General features: G+C 72.0%; 16 protein-coding genes. 9 read left to right on the forward strand and 7 right to left on the reverse strand.

Features of this window, described 5'->3' with window-relative positions; translation table 11 throughout:
* Positions 1-4 precede the first annotated feature (4 nt).
* Complete coding sequence (locus ACPPVT_RS16140) at positions 5-1840, forward strand: peroxidase family protein (protein WP_426561987.1); 1836 nt, start codon at positions 5-7, stop codon at positions 1838-1840.
* 10 nt (positions 1841-1850) lie between these two features.
* Here ACPPVT_RS16140 and ACPPVT_RS16145 read toward each other — a convergent pair whose 3' ends face one another.
* A complete protein-coding gene (locus ACPPVT_RS16145) occupies positions 1851-3542 on the reverse strand; it encodes a hypothetical protein (RefSeq protein ID WP_426561989.1) in 1692 nt (563 codons plus the stop codon).
* Positions 3543-3545: 3 nt separating this feature from the next.
* Positions 3546-4313, reverse strand: coding sequence for a CDP-alcohol phosphatidyltransferase family protein (locus tag ACPPVT_RS16150; RefSeq protein WP_426567183.1), 768 nt, complete (start codon positions 4311-4313; stop codon positions 3546-3548).
* 90 nt (positions 4314-4403) lie between these two features.
* Between ACPPVT_RS16150 and ACPPVT_RS16155 the strand changes: the two genes are divergently transcribed.
* The 8 genes from ACPPVT_RS16155 to ACPPVT_RS16190 all read left to right on the forward strand — a co-directional run bounded on the left by ACPPVT_RS16155 (position 4404) and on the right by ACPPVT_RS16190 (position 11467).
* On the forward strand, positions 4404-5384 hold the full coding sequence (locus ACPPVT_RS16155) for a zinc-dependent alcohol dehydrogenase (RefSeq protein ID WP_426561991.1): 981 nt from the start codon (positions 4404-4406) through the stop codon (positions 5382-5384).
* Between the two features lie 4 nt (positions 5385-5388).
* A complete protein-coding gene (locus ACPPVT_RS16160) occupies positions 5389-5787 on the forward strand; it encodes a 6-pyruvoyl trahydropterin synthase family protein (RefSeq protein WP_426561993.1) in 399 nt (132 codons plus the stop codon).
* Entirely contained in the window at positions 5784-6845 is a 1062-nt protein-coding gene (locus ACPPVT_RS16165) for a glycosyltransferase family 4 protein (RefSeq protein ID WP_426561995.1), read from the forward strand. The genes ACPPVT_RS16160 and ACPPVT_RS16165 overlap by 4 nt, the downstream gene beginning before the upstream one ends.
* Before the next feature lie 70 nt (positions 6846-6915).
* Positions 6916-7827: a lysylphosphatidylglycerol synthase transmembrane domain-containing protein gene (locus ACPPVT_RS16170; protein WP_426561997.1), complete on the forward strand. Its 912-nt coding sequence runs from the start codon at positions 6916-6918 to the stop codon at positions 7825-7827.
* On the forward strand, positions 7820-8512 hold the full coding sequence (locus ACPPVT_RS16175; RefSeq protein WP_426561999.1) for a RibD family protein: 693 nt from the start codon (positions 7820-7822) through the stop codon (positions 8510-8512). The genes ACPPVT_RS16170 and ACPPVT_RS16175 overlap by 8 nt, the downstream gene beginning before the upstream one ends.
* Before the next feature lie 14 nt (positions 8513-8526).
* Positions 8527-9168 carry a GTP cyclohydrolase II gene (locus ACPPVT_RS16180; protein WP_426562001.1) on the forward strand — a complete coding sequence of 214 codons (642 nt, stop codon included), beginning with the start codon at positions 8527-8529 and terminating at the stop codon, positions 9166-9168.
* 78 nt (positions 9169-9246) lie between these two features.
* Complete coding sequence (locus ACPPVT_RS16185) at positions 9247-9747, forward strand: DUF1269 domain-containing protein (protein ID WP_426562003.1); 501 nt, start codon at positions 9247-9249, stop codon at positions 9745-9747.
* A 16-nt stretch (positions 9748-9763) separates the two neighbouring features.
* Complete coding sequence (locus ACPPVT_RS16190; protein ID WP_426562005.1) at positions 9764-11467, forward strand: SulP family inorganic anion transporter; 1704 nt, start codon at positions 9764-9766, stop codon at positions 11465-11467.
* 56 nt (positions 11468-11523) lie between these two features.
* Here the strand turns inward: ACPPVT_RS16190 and katG are convergent, their stop codons facing one another.
* The 5 genes from katG to ACPPVT_RS16215 all read right to left on the reverse strand — a co-directional run bounded on the left by katG (position 11524) and on the right by ACPPVT_RS16215 (position 18158).
* Positions 11524-13719 (reverse strand): catalase/peroxidase HPI, encoded by a 2196-nt coding sequence (katG, locus tag ACPPVT_RS16195; RefSeq protein WP_426562006.1) that lies wholly within the window; start codon positions 13717-13719, stop codon positions 11524-11526.
* A gap of 44 nt (positions 13720-13763) precedes the next feature.
* Positions 13764-14192, reverse strand: a complete 429-nt coding sequence (locus tag ACPPVT_RS16200) for a Fur family transcriptional regulator (protein ID WP_426562008.1) — start codon at positions 14190-14192, stop codon at positions 13764-13766.
* A gap of 134 nt (positions 14193-14326) precedes the next feature.
* Positions 14327-15076, reverse strand: a complete 750-nt coding sequence (locus ACPPVT_RS16205) for a DUF4386 domain-containing protein (protein ID WP_426562010.1) — start codon at positions 15074-15076, stop codon at positions 14327-14329.
* A complete protein-coding gene (locus tag ACPPVT_RS16210; protein WP_426562012.1) occupies positions 15073-15339 on the reverse strand; it encodes a hypothetical protein in 267 nt (88 codons plus the stop codon). The genes ACPPVT_RS16205 and ACPPVT_RS16210 overlap by 4 nt, the downstream gene beginning before the upstream one ends.
* Positions 15340-15419: 80 nt before the next feature.
* Complete coding sequence (locus ACPPVT_RS16215; protein WP_426562014.1) at positions 15420-18158, reverse strand: LuxR C-terminal-related transcriptional regulator; 2739 nt, start codon at positions 18156-18158, stop codon at positions 15420-15422.
* Positions 18159-18196 lie beyond the last annotated feature (38 nt).

The raw sequence follows: 18196 nt of genomic DNA on the forward strand, positions 1-18196 counted from the left end.
CGCCATGGCCCGCAGCTCAGCCGCGAACCCCCTTGCCCAGCCGTCCGCGTACCGGTCGGGCCTCGGCTGGCGGGTCTACGGCCAGGTGTGCGAGCGGCTGGACCACAAGGTGGGCTGGGACAAGCTGCCCAGACCGCTGGGGCTGCTGGTGCTGGTCGGACTGCGCAACGTGCTGCGGCGGGAGAACCTGTACGACACCAACGGTGCGCCAGCCCAGAACCTACCTCCGCTGGAACCGGCGTCCCCCACGCATCGCACGCAGCGCACCGCGGACGGCAGCCACAACGACCTCGACGAGCCGCGGATGGGCATGGCCGGCGCCCGGTTCGGCCGCAACGTCCCGCTGTCGGCCGGGGTCGCCGAGTCCGGCGATCGGCTGATGACACCGAACCCGCGGGTGGTCAGCCGCCGGCTGATGACCCGCACCACGTTCCAGCCGGCGACCACGGTGAACGTGCTGGCGGCCACCTGGATCCAGTTCATGGTCAAGGACTGGTTCTCGCACGGTCCCGGCGACGCGACCCGGACGTTCGACGTCCCGCTGCCGGCCGGGGACCCGTGGCCGGCCCCGCCCATGCTCGTGCCGCAGACCCTGGCCGACCCGACCCGCGCGAACCCGGACGACGGCCCGCCCACCTTCGTGAACATCAACACGGCCTGGTGGGACGGCTCGTCGATCTACGGCAGCAACCTCGACCAGCAGCGGATCATTCGATCCGGCGTCGACGGAAAGCTCAACGTGTCGGCGGACGGCATGCTGATCCTGCCGGACGAGCCCCAGCTCGACCCCACGCGGGTGCCGGGGTTCTGGGTCGGGTTGGCCGCCATGGGCGGGCTGTTCACGTTGGAGCACAACGCGGTCTGCGACCGGCTGAAGGCGGACAACCCGACCTGGTCCGACGAGGAGCTGTTCCAGCGAGCCAGGCTGGTGGTCTGCGCCCTGATCGCCAAGATCCACACCGTCGAGTGGACGCCGGCCATCATCAGCCACCCGACCACCGTCACCGGGCTGCGCGCCAACTGGTTCGGGCTGGCCGGCGAGCGGGTCAGCAAGACGTTCGGCCGGATCAGCCGCAGCGAGATCCTCAGCGGCATACCGGGTTCGGAGACGAGCCACTACGGGGTGCCGTACTCGCTGACTGAGGAGTTCTCGATCGTCTACCGGATGCACCCGCTGATCCCGGACGACTACGCGATCCGGTCCGCGGCCGACGACCGGACGGTGGCCGACTACACGTTCCGCGACCTGGCCGGACCGGCCGCGCGCATCGTGCTGGGGCAGGTGTCGATGACCGACCTGCTGTACAGCTTCGGGACGGCCAACCCGGGCGCCATCGTGCTGAACAACTTCCCGCGGTTCCTGCAGGAGTTCCAGCGCCCGGACGGAAAGCTCAACGACCTGGCAGCGGTCGACATCCTGCGCACCCGCGAGCTCGGCGTCCCGCGGTACAACGAGTTCCGCCGTCTGCTTCACCTCAAGCCGGCCGCGGACTTCCTCTCGCTCACCGGCGACGCGGACCTGGCCGCCACCATGCAGGACGTGTACGCAGGTGACATCGAGAGCGTGGACACCATCGTGGGGATGTTCGCGGAGCAGCGACCGACCGGGTTCGCGTTTAGCGACACGGCGTTTCGCATCTTCATCCTGATGGCGTCCCGACGGCTGAACTCGGACCGGTTCCTGAGCCAGGACTTCACCCCCGAGATCTACAGCCCGGCCGGCTTCGCCTGGGTGCGGGACAACGACTTCAGCTCCGTCGTGCTGCGACACCACCCGCAGCTGAGGGCCAGCCTGCACGGCGTGCAGAACCCGTTCGCGCCGTGGGTCAGCAGCGGCTGACCGCGCGCGCTCAGCTGCCGAAAGCGGTCAGGAAGCGGTCCCGGAACGCGTCCATCCGCCAGACCGGCGCGTCAGCGGCGGGGCGCAGCCCGGGCTGCCAGCCCCACCCGGAGATCCGGTCCAGCACCGCTGGGTCGCGGGCGATGACCGAGACCGGGACGTCGTGGCCGGCGTGCTGGCCGGACACGATCGTGGCCGGCTGGTGGTCGCCGAGCACGACGAGCACGAGGTTCGGGTCCTGCTGGTGGGTGACGAACGAGACCAGCGCGTCCATCGAGTACTGGATCGACTGCTGGTACGCGGCGCGCACCGCGCGCGGATCGCGCCACACGACGTCCGGCGTCTGGCCCTGCTCGGGCATGCCGTGGAACACCGACCCGTCGCCGACGTCCGCCGGGTCGACCATCCGCGGCAGCGGGGCCCACGGCGTGTGGCTGGACACCAGGTCGATCTCGGCCATCACCGGCGCTCGGTGGGTGCCGGTGAGCTCGCGCCGGCCGAACTCGGTGAGCGTGTACTGGTCGGGCATCGCCGCGTAGCTGAACGAGGGCCCGGCGTACCCGACGTTGGCCGCGTCGTAGAGCTGGTCGTAGTGGTAGAACGACCGGCCCTGCGGCCAGTCCCCCTGGTTGGACGGCACGTCGGCCACGGTGCGCCATCCAGCCCGCTGGAACGCCTGGCTCAGGGTGAGTCGATCCCCGGACACCAGCTGGTTGTAGCGCCGCTGGTCGTCCACCCAGAGGCCGGACTGCAGGGTGGAGTGCGCTAGCCAGCTGATCCCGCCGAAGGTCGGCGAGGTCAGGTACGCGCTGCGCGCGGCGAAGCCGGCCCCCTGCAGCTCGCGGGTGCCGGCGTCCAGGCCGGCCTCGACACCGGCGGCGGCGGGCGAGCCGTCGATGGCGACCCGGCCATAGCTCTCGACGAAGGCCACGATGACGTCCTTGCCGCGCAGGCCGGTCAGCAGCTGAGCGGCCGGAGTGCTGCGGAACGGGTCGACGGCCGCGGCACGGGTGAACGCCTGCTGGTCCTGGAGTCCGGCACGGACCTCGCGCACGTGGCGGACGGCCAGGTCGGTGACCGGGGCGCCGGCCAGCGGAGCACCCGGTACGAGCTGCAGGCCGAGCAGCGTAGCGGCCAGCCAGCCGGCCGCCACCAGGGCGAGCGCTCGCACCGACGCCCGACGGTGGGTCGCCAGCAGTTCGGTCAGCCGCCGCAGCGACAACGGCAGCAGCACCAGCAGGCCGAGCAGCACGCCGCCGGCGACGACCAGGAAGACGCCTGCCTCGACTCGCCCGATCGACTCGCGCAGCAGCCCTGCGGCAGAAGGGAAGTAGGCCCAGTCGCCGAGCGGGTCGAAAGGCCGACCCAAGGCGAGGTAGAAGCCCATGTCGAGGACCCGCACGACGGCCAGCACACCGAGCAGGGCGCCGCCCAGCAGCGCCAGCACGCGTCGTGGACGGTCCGGCAGCACGAGCGCGACGGCCACGACGAGCAGACCCTCGACCGGGATCCGGGCGAACACCAGCGGGGTGAGCTGGCTGACCCGGTCCGGGGCGACCAGCGCGAACCACACCAGAAGGCCGGCCAGCACCGTCGCCAGCACCCGCAGGACCGCACGTAGCCGGGGCCTCGCGTCGAGCCCCGTCAAGCCGTCGGGTTGCTTCTCCCCTGAGCCCAGCTGCGTCAGGGTCGTGGCAGCCACGCCTCAGCTCCGCTCTGCCAGGACCGGGACGACCACCAGCGGTTCAACCCGCTCGACCGGCTCGTACCGGCGGTCGTACCGATGCAGCCACAGCCAGCACACCTGCCGCCCGAACGACTCGACCAGCAGGGCGAGCGCGACCAGCAGGGCGAGCGTCGCCACCAGGTGCGGCAGCACCTGCGCCGCCGCCGCGGTCAGCACGACGCCCTGGACGACGGCGACGACCTTGCACCAGTAGCGCGGCGGGGACGACGCCCGCAGCCACGGCTGCAGCCGACCCAGGCTCACGAAGGCGTAGCGGGCCAGCCCGATGGCCAGCACCCAGGCACCGAACGACCCGGCCACCAGCACGCTGAGGACCAGGATGAGAAAGGCGTCCACCTCCATGTCGAACCGGGCCCCCAGCTCGGACGACGTCCCGGTCCATCGGGCGACCCGGCCGTCGACGCCGTCCAGCACCAGCGCCAGTGCGGCCAGGCCCACCAGCATCCACGTGCGGGCGGTCGGCACCGACGTCCCGGCGATGATGGAGTCCGCGACCAGCGCGGCGACGCCGCCGGCTAGGGTGGCCCGCGCCAGGGTCACCCAGTCCGCCGGTCCGAGCCGATCGCGCCCGTGCCGGACCACAGCGCCCGCCAGCACGACCGTCAGGGTCAGCGTCCACCCGACACCGGCCGCCCAGCCGGCCGCGCCGACACCGACCGTCCCGGCCAGGGCAGCGAGCAGCCCGACTTGGGCGACGAGCCCGGAAAGCGGGCCGGTTTGGACCATGCGCACCGTACCTCCGCCTCCTGGGTGTACACCGGTAGCACGGGAAACGCGAGGCTCCGGTTCAAGTCGGGGCACGGGAGGGGTGAGCCGGTGTCCACCGAGGCACTCGCCTACTGGCTGCGCGAGCCCGGTGTGGGCGAGATCCTGCCCACCACCGTGGCGGATCCCGGCCCCGGGGAGGTCCTGGTGCGGACCCTGCGCAGCGGTGCGAGCCGGGGCACCGAGACGCTGGTGTTCAGCGGCCGCGTCCCGCCCAGCCAGCATGCGGTGATGCGAGCTCCCTTCCAGGACGGCGACTTCCCCGGCCCGGTCAAGTACGGCTACCTGAACGTCGGCGTCGTCGAGCGGGGTCCAGCGCACCTGCGTGGCCGAACCGTCTTCTGCCTCTACCCGCACCAGACTAGCTACGTCGTCCCCGTCGAGGCCGTGACCGTCGTCCCGGACGACGTCCCGCCGTCCCGCGCGGTGCTGGCCGGCACCGTGGAGACCGCTGTCAACGCCCTTTGGGACGCCGCTCCCCTGCTGGGCGACCGGATCACTGTCGTCGGTGCGGGCATGGTCGGCTGCTGCGTGGCTCGGCTACTGCGCCGGTTCCCGCAGGTCGAGGTGTGCCTGGTCGACGTCGACCCCGCTCGGGCGGACGTCGCCAAGGCCTTGGACGTGGACTTCGCGCTGCCGGACGACGCCGCGGGCTCGCGCGACCTGGTGGTGCACGCCAGCGCGACCGCCGCGGGCCTGCAGCGTTCGCTGGAGCTGCTCGCCGCCGAGAGCACGGTGCTGGACCTCAGCTGGTACGGCGACACCGAGGTGACGTTGTCCCTCGGCGGCGCCTTCCACTCCGGGCGGCTCGGACTGCGCGCCAGCCAGGTCGGTGTGGTCGCTGCGGCCCGGCGCGGGCGCCGGACGACCCGTGACCGGCTCGCTCTCGCACTGGACCTGTTGCGCGACACCGCGTTCGATGCGCTAATCACTGGGGAGTCCCGATTCGCCGAGCTGCCCGAGGTCATGCCCCGGCTGGCCGACGCGAGCCTGCCGGCGCTCTGCCACACCTTCACGTACCCCGAGAGGTAGGTCCATGTTCAGCGTGACCGTCCGCGACCACATGATGGTCGCGCACAGCTTCCGTGGTGAGGTCTTCGGGCCCGCGCAACGCCTGCACGGCGCCACCTTCGTGGTCGACGCGACGTTCCGCCGGGCGGAACTTGACGATGACGGGATCGTGGTCGACATCGGCCGCGCGGGCGAGGCGCTGCACGCCATCCTGTCCGAGCTGAACTACCGCAACCTCGACGACGAGCCGCAGTTCGCCGGGACGAACACCACGACCGAGGTGCTGGCCCGGACCATCGCCGACCGGCTGGCCGAGCAGGTGCACGCCGATGCCTTGGGGGCCGGCGCCCGCGAGCTGTCCGGACTGGCCGTCACCCTGCGCGAGTCGCACGTCGCGTGGGCCAGCTACGAGCGGGACCTGTGAGCACCCTGCACGTGGTCGTGCCGCAGGGTATCGACGACCCCGCCGAACCCAGCGGGGGCAACGTCTACGACCGCCGGATCTGCACCGGCCTGGCCGCCAGCGGGTGGTCCGTCCGCGAGCGCGACGTCCCTGGCCACTGGCCTGAACCGGACGACGCGGCGCGCAATGCGCTGGCCGAGTCGCTGCGCGCGATCCCGGACGCCTCGGTCACCCTGCTGGACGGTCTGATCGCCTCCAGCACGCCGCAGGTGCTGGAGCCGCACGCCGACCGGCTGCGGATGGTGGTGCTGGTACACACGCCGCTCGGCCAGGGGTTGCCCCCGGACGCCCCGGTCGCGGTCGCCGAGCGGGCCGCTCTTTCCGCGGCCCGGGCGGTCGTCACCACCAGCCACTGGACCCAGCGGTGGCTGGTCGAGACGTACGGCCTGCCGACCGGGCGCGTGCACGTCGCAGAGCCCGGAGCAGACGTCGCGGACCTCGCGCCGGGCACGTTCGCCGGCGGACAGCTGCTGTGCGTCGGCGCGGTCACCCCGGGCAAGGGCCACGACGTGCTGGTGGCCGCGCTCGCCGCCGTCGCCGACCTGCCGTGGCGGTGCCTGTGCGTGGGACCGCTGACCCGCGACCGCGGGTTCGCCGTCCAGGTCGACCAGCAGGCACAGACCGACGGCATCGGCGACCGGGTGCGGTTCACCGGCCCTCGCCACGGTGCCGACCTCTCGGCCAGCTACGCCGCAGCCGACCTGCTGGTGCTGCCCTCGCGCGCCGAGACGTACGGGATCGTCGTCGTGGAGGCGCTGGCGCACGCGGTGCCAGCCGTCGCCTCGGACGTCGGCGGTGTGGGCGAGGCACTGGGTCGCGGGGCCGACGGGAGGCGGCCGGGGCTGCTGGTCGCCCCGGACGACCACGAGGCGCTCGCCGCCGCGCTGCGCAGCTGGCTGGTGGATCCCGACCTGCGCTTCCGGCTGCGCCGCAGCGCTCGGGAGCGCCGCACCACGCTGACCCGCTGGTCGCAGACCACCGAGCGGCTGGCGCACATCCTGGGGCAGCTGGCGGCATGAGCACTGCAGCCGGTGAACCGATGGCCTGCGACCCCCGTGTGTTGGGCAGGGCGCGCGAGGGGACATTGACATGAGCGGTACGTGGTTGAGGTGGGCGCGCGTCCTGGTGGGCGCGGCCATCGTCGTCGCCCTGCTCTGGCGGGTCGGCGCCGACCCCTTCCTGGACGCGTTGCGACGCATCGACGCAGTGTCGCTGGCGGCTGCCTTCGTGATCGCGGTGGTCACCACCGTGTGCTGCGCCTGGCGCTGGAGCCTGGTGTCCCGCGGCCTCGGCGTCGCGGTGCCGCTGCGAGTGGCGGTGCGCGCCTGCTACCGCTCCCAGTTCCTCAACACGACGCTGCCCGGCGGGGTGATCGGCGACGTGCACCGTGGCGTCCGGGCCGGCCGCGACGTCGGGGACGTCGGGCGCAGCCTGCGCGCCGTCGCCTGGGAGCGTTCGGCCGGGCAGGTCGTCCAGCTGGCGCTGGCGGTGGGTGTCCTGCTGGTGCTGTCCTCACCGCTGCGTTCGGTCACCGCGGTGGTGGCGGTCACGGTGGCGGGCGGTGTGGCCTGTGCGGTGCTGGCCGCGCTCGCGCTGTCCCGCGGCGGGCGCTCGTGGCCGGCCAGGCTGGCCCGGACGGTCCGCGCCGACGTCCGGCTCGGCCTGCTCGCCCGGCGCGCCTGGCCCGGTGTCCTGCTGGCGTCCGCGGTGGTGGTGGTCGGGCACGCGCTGACGTTCGTGATCGCGGTACGGACGGCGGGCTCGACCGCTCCGCTGACCCAGGTGCTGCCGCTGGCGCTGCTGGCCCTGCTGGCGATGAGCATCCCGGCGAACGTGGCCGGCTGGGGTCCGCGCGAAGGGGTGGCGGCCTGGTCGTTCGGACTGGTCGGACTCGGTGCGGCACAGGGGGTGACGGCCGCCGTGGTGTACGGCGTGCTGGCCTTCGTCGCGAGCCTGCCCGGGGCCGCCGTGCTGGTGGCCGAGGGGGTCGCTCGTGGCTGAGCGCCCCTACACGCTGCTCAGCTGCGGCATGTCGATCGACGGCTACCTCGACGGCGGCTGCAGTGAGCGCCTGGTGCTGTCCAACGAGGCCGACCTGGACCGGGTCGACGAGGTCCGGGCGGGCTGCGACGCGATCCTGGTCGGGGCGGCGACGGTGCGCAACGACAACCCGCGGTTGCTGGTGCGCGCGCCGGCCCGTCGGGCAGCGCGCGTCGCCCGTGGGCTGCCCGCCTCACCGACCAAGGTGACGGTGACCGCCAGCGGACAGCTCGACCCGGACGCGAGCTTCTTCCAGCCGGACGGCGCGTGCAAGCTGGTCTACTGCGCGAGCAGGGTCGTCGACGAGACCGCGGCGCGCCTGGGGGCAGCGGCCACGGTCGTCGACGGCGGGGCGCCGGTCGACCTGCGCCGGGTCACCGAGGACCTGTTCGAGCGAGGCGTGCGCCGGCTGATGGTCGAGGGCGGCGGGACGGTGCTGACTCAGCTGCTCACCGCAGACCTGGTCGACGAGCTCCAGCTGGTGGTGGCCCCGCTCTTCGTCGGCGACTCCCGGGCGCACCGGCTGGTCGGGGACGGCGCGTTCCCGTGGAACGCCGAGCGCCGCGCGAGGCTCGCCGAGGTGCGCGCGATCGGGGACGTCGTCCTGCTGCGCTACGCCCTGTCCCCCCGGTTCCGGACGGACTGATCGAGGAGAACTGAATGCCCCACGACCTGCCCGTCGCGACCATCCGCACCCAGCTGATGCTGCCCATGCGGTTCGCCGACGGCTTCGCCACGACGGCACGGGTGTTCACCTTCGACGGCCTGGTCGACGGCCGTGAGCACCTCGCACTCGGCCTCGGAGAACGCTCGAAGGCGCTGTGTCCCAACGCCTGTCCGGACGAGCCGGTATTGGTCCGCCCGCACAGCGAGTGCCTGACCGGTGACGTGCTCGGCAGCCAGCGATGCGACTGCGGGCCGCAGTTCCGAGAGGCCGTCGAGCTGATCGCCGAGGCCGGCGGGTACCTGCTGTACCTGCGCCAGGAGGGCCGCGGGATCGGCCTGTACGCCAAGCTGGACGCGTACGGCCTGCAGGACGCCGGCATGGACACCTACCAGGCCAACCTCGCGCTCGGCTTCGGCGCGGACGAGCGCGACTACACCGTCGCCGCGCAGATGCTGCGCGCCCTGGGACTGACCAGGGTCGCGCTGCTGAGCAACAACCCGGACAAGGCCGCCCAGCTCGACCGGCTGGGGGTCGTGGTCACCGATCGGGTACCGACCGGGGTGCACCTGTCCCCGGCAAACGCCGGCTACCTGGCGACGAAGGCCCGCCGCGGCGCGCACACGCTGGAGCTCTGACGACCCTGAGGGGGCCCTATGCGCGGGCGGATCGCGGTGCCAGACTCGGTTCGTCCTCGAGAATCCAAGGAGCTTTCCATGGCCGAGTCAGACGGCGTCTTCCTGTTCATCGCCACCTACCCCGACGAGGACTCGGCCAGAGCCGACTACGAAGTCGTCAAGGAACTGCACCTCGTCGACGCGATCGGGAACTTCGACGCGGCGGTCGTCACCAAGGACGACAAGGGCAAGATCCACGTGAACAAGGACGAGACGGTGACCCGCAAGGCGGCCTGGGGCGGGGTCGCCGCGGGAGCCGTGCTGGGCATCCTCTTCCCCCCGTCCATCCTGGCCTCGGCGGCAGTGCTGGGCACCGCCGGTGGCGTTGCCGGGCACCTGTGGAAGGGCATGTCCCGTAGCGACGTCAAGGAGCTGGGCGAGTTCATCGACGAAGGCCAGGCCGCCCTGCTGGTGGTCGGCGACATCACGGTCTCCGAGGCGCTGGAGAAGGCCGAGCTGAGGGCCGTGAAGGAGATGCGCAAGCAGGTCAACGTGGACCTCGACGAACTCGAGAAGGAGATCAAGGCGGCCAACGACTAGCTCGACGGAGCGGCGGGTGGACGCTGGCGGCGGGTCGACCCCCTCAAGGGTCGTCCGGCTGCTCCCGATCGTAGGCTGGCTGCGCGAGTACGAGCGGCCGTGGCTGCGCGCTGACCTGATCGCCGGCGTGACCGTCGCGGCGCTCATCGTGCCGAAGAACCTCGGTTACGCCGGCATCGCCGGGATCCCGTTGCAGAACGGGCTGTACGCCGCTGCCGCCGGTGCCATCCTCTACGCGGTGTTCGGCAGCTGCCGGCAGATCTCGATGGGACCGAGCTCGGGGCTGGCCGCAGTGGCCGCCAGCGCGGTCGCCACCGCCGGCCTGACCGGCGCGCAGGACATCGCGTCCTTCGTCGCCGGCATCACCCTCGCGTCGGGGGTGCTGTTCCTGCTCCTGGCGATCCTGCGGATGGGGTGGATCGCCCAGTTCCTGTCCCGAGCGGTGGTCACCGGCTTCCTCTTCGGCGCCGCCATCGACGTCGTCATCGGTGAGCTGCCGAAGCTCACCGGTACCGACACCGAGGGCTCGAACTCGTTCCAGGAGCTGTGGTCCTGGTTCGGCTCGCTCGCCGACGCGCAGACCGCGACCGTGGTCGTGGGGGCGCTGGCTCTCGTCGTCGTCTTCGGGTTGCGGGTCGTCGCGCCCAAGGTGCCCGGCGCGCTCGTCCTGGTGGTCGGCGGTCTGATCGCCTCCCACGTCTTCGACCTCGGTGCCCGCGGCGTCGCCCTCGTCGGCGACGTGCCCAGCGGGCTGCCCACCCCGCAGGTGCCCGACCTGGGACTGATGTGGGAGCACGCCGGCACGGTCACCGTGGCCGCGGTCGCGCTGATGCTGATCGGCTTCTCCCAGACGGCCGGCGACGCCCGGTTCTTCGCGACCAAGCACCGCTACCTGGTCGACGTCGACCAGGAGTCGGTCGCGCAGTCGGCCGCCAACATCGGTTCCGGTCTGCTGCAAGGGATGCCGGTCTCGACCAGCCTGTCGGCCAGCTCGCTCAACGACCACTCGGGGGCACGGACGGGGATCGCGTCCATCACCTCCGGCGTCACGGTGCTGCTCACGCTGCTGTTCCTGGCACCACTGTTCTCCGACCTGCCCAAGCCGGTGCTCGGCGCGCTGATCATCGAGGCCGTCGTGATGGGCATGATGAACCTTCCCGAGATGCGCCGGATCTACCGGGTGCAGCGGACCGACTTCTGGGTCGCCATCGCCGCCATCCTCGGCACCCTGGTGTTCGGGGTGCTGGCCGGCGTCGTCATCGGGATCGCGCTGTCGCTGGCCTGGCTGGTCGCAGTGGCCACCCACCCGGACATGCCGCGTCTGGGTCGCGAACCGGGAACGCAGGTCTACCGCGACACCGCCGAGAACCCCGACGACGAGCTGCCGGCCGGCGTGGTCGCGCTGCGGCTGGACGGCGGCCTGTTCTTCGCCACCTCGGACGCGCTCGAGGACCGGATCCGCGAGCTGCTGCAGGGCAGCGGAACGGTGTCCGGGCTGGTGCTGGACTGCGAGGGCATCAACTTCGTCGACTCGCAGGGCACGGCGAAGATGAACGACATCATCGACCTGTGCGAGCAGGCGGGCGTGACGTTGCGCCTGGCCCGGCTCAAGCCGAACGTCCGGACAGTCCTCGAGCGCGAGAACGTGGTCCAGCGGTTGGGTGCAGACCACATCCACGGGAACGTGCACCGCGCGGTCGAGGCGCAGCTGGATCACTAGCCCGACAGCCAGCTGCCCCGGCGGCGGCGCCGGGACAGCTGGCTGCGACCCGTCCGTCAGGCCAGGTCGAACCGGTCGAGCTCCATCACCTTGACCCATGCGCGGACGAAGTCGCGGACGAACTTCTCGTTCGCGTCGTCGGCGGCGTACACCTCGGCGATCGCCCGCAGCTGGGAGTTCGCGCCGAAGACGAGGTCGGCGGCGGTTGCGGTCCAGCGGGTCTGGCCGGTGCCACGGTGGCTGCCCTCGAACACGTTCTCGGCCGACGCCGACGCCTTCCACTGCGTGCCGTCGTCCAGCAGGTTGACGAAGAAGTCGTTGGTCAACGTCTCCGGCCGGTCGGTCAGCACTCCGTGCGGCGACTGCCCGGCGTTGGCGTTCAGCGACCGTAGGCCGCCGACCAGCACCGTCATCTCGGGGGCGCTGAGCCGCAGCAGGTTGGCCCGGTCCAGCAGCCGCACCTCGGCGGGCAGCTTCTCGCCCGCGCGCAGGTAGTTGCGGAAGCCGTCGGCCGTGGGCTCCAGCACGGCGAAGGACTCGACGTCCGTCTCGTCCTGGGTGGCGTCCGCCCGCCCGGGCGTGAAGGGGACCGTGACGTCGTGGCCGGCCCGCCGGGCGGCCTGCTCGATGCCAGCGCTCCCACCGAGCACGATCAGGTCCGCCAGTGAGACCCGCTTGCCGCCGGCCTGCGCGTCGTTGAACTCTCGCTGGACCCGTTCGAGGGTGGCCAGCACGTCGCCGAGCTCGGTCGGGTCGTTGACCTCCCAGTCCCGTTGCGGCGCAAGGCGTATCCGCGCTCCGTTGGCGCCACCACGGTCGTCGGTGCCACGGAAGCTGGACGCCGACGCCCAGGCCGTGCGCACCAGCTGTGCGGTCGACAGGCCCGAGCCGAGCAGGCTCGCCTTCAGGGCGGCGATGTCGTCGTCCCCGATCAGCTCGTGGTCTGCGGCCGGGACGGGGTCCTGCCACAGCTGGGCCGGCGGCACCCACGGGCCGAGGTAGCGCGAGGCCGGGCCCATGTCGCGGTGCAGCAGCTTGTACCAGGCCTTGGCGAATGCGTCCGCGAGCTGGTCCGGGTTCTCGTAGAACCGCCGGGAGATCGGCTCGTAGGCCGGGTCCAGCCGCAGCGCGAGGTCCGAGGTCAGCATCATCGGCGCGTGCCGTACCGAGGCGTCGTGCGCGTCCGGTACGGCGTCGGCCGCGGCGCCGTCCTTCGGCTTCCACTGCTTGGCCCCGGCCGGGCTCTCAGCCAGCTCCCACTCGTGGCCGAACAGCGTCTCGAAGAAGCTGTTGTCCCAGGCGGTCGGCGTCGGCGTCCAGGCGCCTTCGAGGCCGCTGGTGATGGCGTCCTTGCCCGCGCCGGTGCCGTAGGTGTTCTTCCAGCCCAGGCCCTGCGCCTCCAGGGGCGCACCCTCGGGCTCCGGCCCGACGTAGTCGGCCGGCGCCGCACCGTGGGTCTTGCCGAAGGTGTGGCCGCCAGCGATCAGCGCGACCGTCTCCTCGTCGTTCATCGCCATCCGGCGGAACGTCTCGCGGATGTCGCGGGCCGAGGCCAGCGGGTCCGGACGACCGTTCGGGCCCTCGGGGTTGACGTAGATCAGGCCCATCTGGACCGCGCCGAGCGGGCCGGACAGCTGCCGGTCGCCGCTGTAGCGCTCGTCGCCGAGCCAGGTGTCCTCTCCGCCCCAGAAGACCTCCTCGGGCTCCCAGACGTCCTCACGGCCGAAGCCGAAGCCGAAGGTCTTGAACCCCATGGACTCCAGGGCGCAGTTCCCGGCGAAGACGAGCAGGTCGGCCCACGAGATCGCGCGGCCGTACTTCTTCTTCACCGGCCAGAGCAGCCGGCGAGCCTTGTCCAGGTTCGCGTTGTCCGGCCAGCTGTTCAGCGGGGCGAAGCGCTGCGCGCCGTCGCCCGCGCCGCCGCGTCCGTCCTCGATCCGGTACGTGCCGGCGGCGTGCCAGCTGAGCCGGATGAAGAGCGGGCCGTAGTGGCCGTAGTCGGCCGGCCACCACTCCTGCGACGTCGTCATCACCTCGTACACGTCGCGCTTGAGGGCGTCCACGTCCAGGCCTGCGAACTCCTGCGCGTAGTCGAAGTCCTCGTCCATCGGGTTGCCCCGCGGCGAGTGCTGGTGCAGGACCTGAAGGTCGAGCTGGTTGGGCCACCAGTCCTGGTTCGTCCGGGGCCGCTGCCCCTTCGCCTCGGGGGGAGCGATTACCGGGTTCTCGCTTTCGCTGCCGTGCTCAGACACGTCGGTCCTTCTCCTCTTCGATGGGTCACTTCATGGCTGGTCGCTCAGACCGCTAGCGCGGCACACTCGGGGCATCGTGCCCAGTACGTCACCTCGGCCTCTTCGATCGCGAACCCGTGGTCGTCGGACGCGGTCAGGCACGGCGCCTCGCCGACGGCGCAGTCCACGTCGGCGATCGCACCGCACGACCGGCACACGACGTGGTGGTGGTTGTCGCCCACTCGGGCCTCGTAGCGGGCCACCGAGCCGGACGGCTGGATGCGTCGCAGCAGCCCGGCGCCGGTCAGTGCCCGCAGCACGTCGTAGACCGCCTGGTGCGACACCTCGCCCAGGTCGCGCCGGACCAGGCGGATGATCGAGTCGGTGTCCGCGTGCGGATGTGCATGCACGGCCGAGAGCACGGCCACCCGCGGGCGGGTCACCCGCAGGGACGCCGCACGCAGCAGCAGGTCGAGCTCGGACGTGCTGGGCACGTCGGCCAGTATCGACGATGATCTGGAACGAGTAAAGTCTTGCCGGCCGCCGAGCTCGCCGGGCGGCACGAAGGAGCCGGCCCACCGGTGATCCGGTGAGCCGACTCCGTGCGGGGCTGGTGACGCCTGGGGACTCAGGCAGCCGGGACGGACCGGAATCCCTTGACGGTCAGCCAGACCCCCAGCGAGAACTCCCACGCCGCGATCGGGAGGGCGCAGAGCGCACCCGCGCCGGACACCTGATCCCAGAGACCGAAGATGGTCGCGCTGGCCGACATCAGGATCAGCGGCGCACCGATCAGGCCGACGGTCGGGATGATCCGCGGGACGAGCCGTCCCTTGTACATGGCGTAGCCGAGGAAGAGACCGTTGACGCCGGCGATCACGCCGGGGCCGACCAGGAACGTCCACTGGCGCATCGCGACCAGCGCCTCACCTGTCACCCCGACCGCGTCGGCCTGGGCACCCGTGGCGCCGGCGAAGTGGCCCTGCAGCGTCACGACGGACAGCACGCACACGACGCCGACCAGGATGAGCGCTGACTCCACCACCCGGGAGGTCACGAAGCCGATGGCGGCGGTCCGGCTGATCCGGCGGGTGACCGGGTAGAGGGCGACGGCGGTGCCGATGCCGGCGGCTGCCGTGACGATCTCGAGCCAGCTGCCCCACAGCACCGGCGTGTTGCTGCCGGCAGAGCTGATGTAGCCGGTCGGGTCGTCGATGAGGTGTGCGAACAGCTTCAGCTGCGGGAACGAGGCTACGAAGGTGATCAGGTAAAGCACGCCGGCGGCGAGCGAGACTCGCCGCATGGGGTCCATCGTGCGGCGTGCGGTCGGTGACGCGGTAGGGGGCGTCGCGGGCGCGGTGTCGGTCTGCGTGGTCATGTCAAGCTCCTTCGGGTCTGTGCCGGGTCGGAAGGGATCGGGGTGACCGACAGGAGCGGCACACCGATGTCGCTGAGCTTTCGCAGCAGGCCGTGCAGGGCGGACTGGTCGACGACCGTCCCTTGGATGACGGTGGTTCCGTCGTCCTCCTGGGTGAGGGTCATGCCGTCGAACCAGTCCGTCCAGCGGGTTGCGAGGTGGCCGCTGACGCGGATCGCGTAACGCCCCGCACCGGGTTCGTGGCTCCTGGCTGCTTGGCTCATGGCCAGAAGGTGTCAGCCGATGTGGTGAGCGGTCATCACCACATGTGGTGAGCTCGTGGCCGGCCGGGTGAGAACGGCGGTCAGCTGGGTCGTCGGCCGGGCAGCAGGTCGAGCGCCTGCGCCTGGCGGACCGCATCGCGTCGGCTGGTGACGCCGAGCTTGGTGTAGATGCTCTTGGTGTGCGTCCGCATCGTGTTCAGGGACACGGACAGCGCGCGGGCGATGTCAGGCCCGCCCAGGTCGGTGCCGAGCAGTCGCAGCACGTCGAGCTCGCGCTCGCTCAACGGGTCCACGAGAGTGGTCGGGCCAAACGGGCTGGGCTCGGTGCCGGCTGTCGAGGCCTGAAGTCGCCGGAGGTGGCCCCGGGCCGACGCCTGTTTCGTCAGCTTCCTCAGCAGCGCGGCCATCGGCGCCCCCTCGTCGGCGAACACGCGCACGTAGCCGGGCGGCTGGGCGAGGTCCACGCCGCGGTCCAGCGCCGCGAGCGCAGCCGAGGTTTCGCCTCGGCCGTGCTCCGCCAGGGCCAGCAGCACCAGCAGCTCGATGACCGTGCCACCGCGGCCGCCTGCCTCGGCGGCGGCCAGCAGCCGCCGAAGCAGGCGGAGGGCGTCGTCGAGCGCCGCGTCGTCCCGCTCACCGCGGTGCCGGGCGATCAGCAGCCGGACGAGCGTGACGTGCTCGTACTCCCGCAGGTACGACAGCTCGTCGTCGGCTGACAGCTGACGTTCACCGGCCCAGGCCGCGGCCTGGCCCAGCTCGCCGCGACGCAGCAGCAGTCGGGCGCGCATCGCAGGAACCGGGCGCACGTTCGGGGAGTAGTCGCCGTCGTACACCCGGTTCGCCTCGTCGAGCAGCGCGAGGGCGGCGTCCAGGTCGCCCTCCACCTCCCTCAGCCGGGCCTCGACGACCCGCCGGCGATAGGGGTTCTGCGGCAGCCCGTTGTGCTCGCCCAGCCGGTCGCTGACCGCCAGGTGCTCCGCGGCGGCCGCCACGTCGTCCTGCTCGAGCAGCACCCCCGCCAGCCCGACGTGCATGTCGGCCGTTCCCCGCAACGGCTCGCCGCCGCCGGACTCCCGGGCTGCCAGGTCGAGGGCCTGCTGGTACGTGCGGACCGCGTCCGGCAGCCGTCCCTGGGTGCAGCAGATGTCGCCGAGCGTGATGGTGCAGCCGAGGACGTCCGCGAGAAAGCCGACGTTGCGCAGGCCGGCGACCGACTCGGTGTAGGCCGCGTGGGCGGCGGCGAGGTCCCCGTTGGCCCAGGACGCGAGCCCGGCGAGGGCACCTGCCGAGGCCCGCACGAGGTCTCCGTGCGGCGGCGCTAGGGACAACGCCTCCCGCGCTCGGGTGACTGTGCCGGTCAGGTCCCCGTGAGCCAGCGCCAGCGCGGCCCGGTACAGCTCGACGGCGGCCGGCACGGAGCGGTACGCCTCCTGGTCGACGACGACCAGGCCGGGGGGCGGCTGCGCGAACCACGTGCCGTCGTCCGACCGCACCGAGCGCTCGATGCCTGACAGCCGCTCGGCGACGGAGTCGAACTGCGACACCTGCGCCAGGACGCCGACGAAGGCGACGCCGAGCACCGGCCTGACCTGCACCACCTCGTCGGGCAGTACGCGCACCCACCGGGCGAGCTCGGCCTCCCGTCGGCCCTGCTGCATGGCCGGCATGGCGAGCTCCATCAGGTCCGCGGCACGGCCGACGTCACCCGCGGACAAGGCGTGGTTGATGGCCGGCGAGGTCTGCCCGGCGGCCTCGAACCAGCGGCTGGCGCGCAGGTGCAGCTCAGCCAGCCGGCTGGCGTCGTCCTCGAGCAGGTGCGCTCGAAGGACGTCTGCGAACAGGTGGTGGTACCGATACCACTGCCGCCGGTCGTCCAGCGGGACGACGAAGAGGTTGGCGCGCTCCAGCGACTCCAGCCGTGCCCTGCCACCGGACTGTCCGGTCACGGCTTCGCACAGCGAGCCGCACAGGCGGTCGAGGATGCTCGTCGTGAGCAGGAACTCGCGCAGGTCCACGGGCTGGCGGGCCAGCACCTCCTCGGCGAGGTAGTCAACGACGTAGCGGTCGTCGCCCGCGAAGCCGGCGATGAAAGCACTGGCGTCGCCGCGGTCCTGCATCGACAGCCCCGCCAGCTGCAGGGCGGCGATCCACCCCTCGGTGCGCTCGGCCAGCATCGCGACGTCCGATCCGTTGAGCGCGAGGCCCATCGGCCCGCTCAGGTACTCGGCCGCCTCCTGCTCGGTGAAACGCAGGTCGGCAGAGCGGATCTCGACCAAGTGGCCGCGGACCCGATGACGTGCCAGCGGGAGCGGCGGGTCGGCCCGGGTGGCGATCACCAGGTGGACCTGGGCCGGCAGGTGGTCCAGCAGGAAGGCCATGCCGTCGTGGATCTCCTGAGAGTCGATGACGTGGTAGTCGTCCAGGACGAGGACCAGCTCGCCGTCGTGAGCCTGCAGCTCGTTCAGCAGCACGGTCAGCGCCGCCTCGGTCCGCGGCGGCCGAGACTGCAGGAGCGCGAGGGCGCCGGCGCCGAGGCCCTCGACCCGGGCACGCAAGGCGGTGATGACATACATCCAGAACAGGGTCGGCTCGTCGTCGCCCTGGTCCAGCGACACCCAGGCCAAACCTGGGGCGGGGGCCGGCAGGTCGGCCAGCCACTGCATGAGCAGGGTCGTCTTGCCGAAGCCGGCCGGCGCGGACACCAGGGTGATCGCCGACGTCGCGCTCGTACCGAGTCGTCGGCCCAGCCTCGGCCGCGCCAACGTGCCCGGACGTCGTCCGGGCACGTTGGTCTTGCTGTCGAGCAGAGGACCTACCATCGCCGTCCAAGTCTCGCGCGCCGCACGGCACCATCCTC

The sequence above is a fragment of the Angustibacter sp. McL0619 genome, assembly GCF_049994355.1.
Classification (GTDB): Bacteria; Actinomycetota; Actinomycetes; order Actinomycetales; family Angustibacteraceae; genus Angustibacter.

Bases quoted from the DNA above. Each gene is read 5' to 3' on its own strand.
- ACPPVT_RS16185 (WP_426562003.1), top strand. From the start codon at position 9,247: ATGGCCGAGTCAGACGGCGTCTTCCTGTTCATCGCCACCTACCCCGAC.
- ACPPVT_RS16140 (WP_426561987.1), top strand. From the start codon at position 5: ATGGCCCGCAGCTCAGCCGCGAACCCCCTTGCCCAGCCGTCCGCGTAC.
- ACPPVT_RS16210 (WP_426562012.1), bottom strand. From the start codon at position 15,339: ATGAGCCAAGCAGCCAGGAGCCACGAACCCGGTGCGGGGCGTTACGCG.
- ACPPVT_RS16180 (WP_426562001.1), top strand. From the start codon at position 8,527: ATGCCCCACGACCTGCCCGTCGCGACCATCCGCACCCAGCTGATGCTG.
- ACPPVT_RS16160 (WP_426561993.1), top strand. From the start codon at position 5,389: ATGTTCAGCGTGACCGTCCGCGACCACATGATGGTCGCGCACAGCTTC.
- ACPPVT_RS16215 (WP_426562014.1), bottom strand. From the start codon at position 18,158: ATGGTAGGTCCTCTGCTCGACAGCAAGACCAACGTGCCCGGACGACGT.
- ACPPVT_RS16205 (WP_426562010.1), bottom strand. From the start codon at position 15,076: ATGACCACGCAGACCGACACCGCGCCCGCGACGCCCCCTACCGCGTCA.
- ACPPVT_RS16170 (WP_426561997.1), top strand. From the start codon at position 6,916: ATGAGCGGTACGTGGTTGAGGTGGGCGCGCGTCCTGGTGGGCGCGGCC.
- ACPPVT_RS16150 (WP_426567183.1), bottom strand. From the start codon at position 4,313: ATGGTCCAAACCGGCCCGCTTTCCGGGCTCGTCGCCCAAGTCGGGCTG.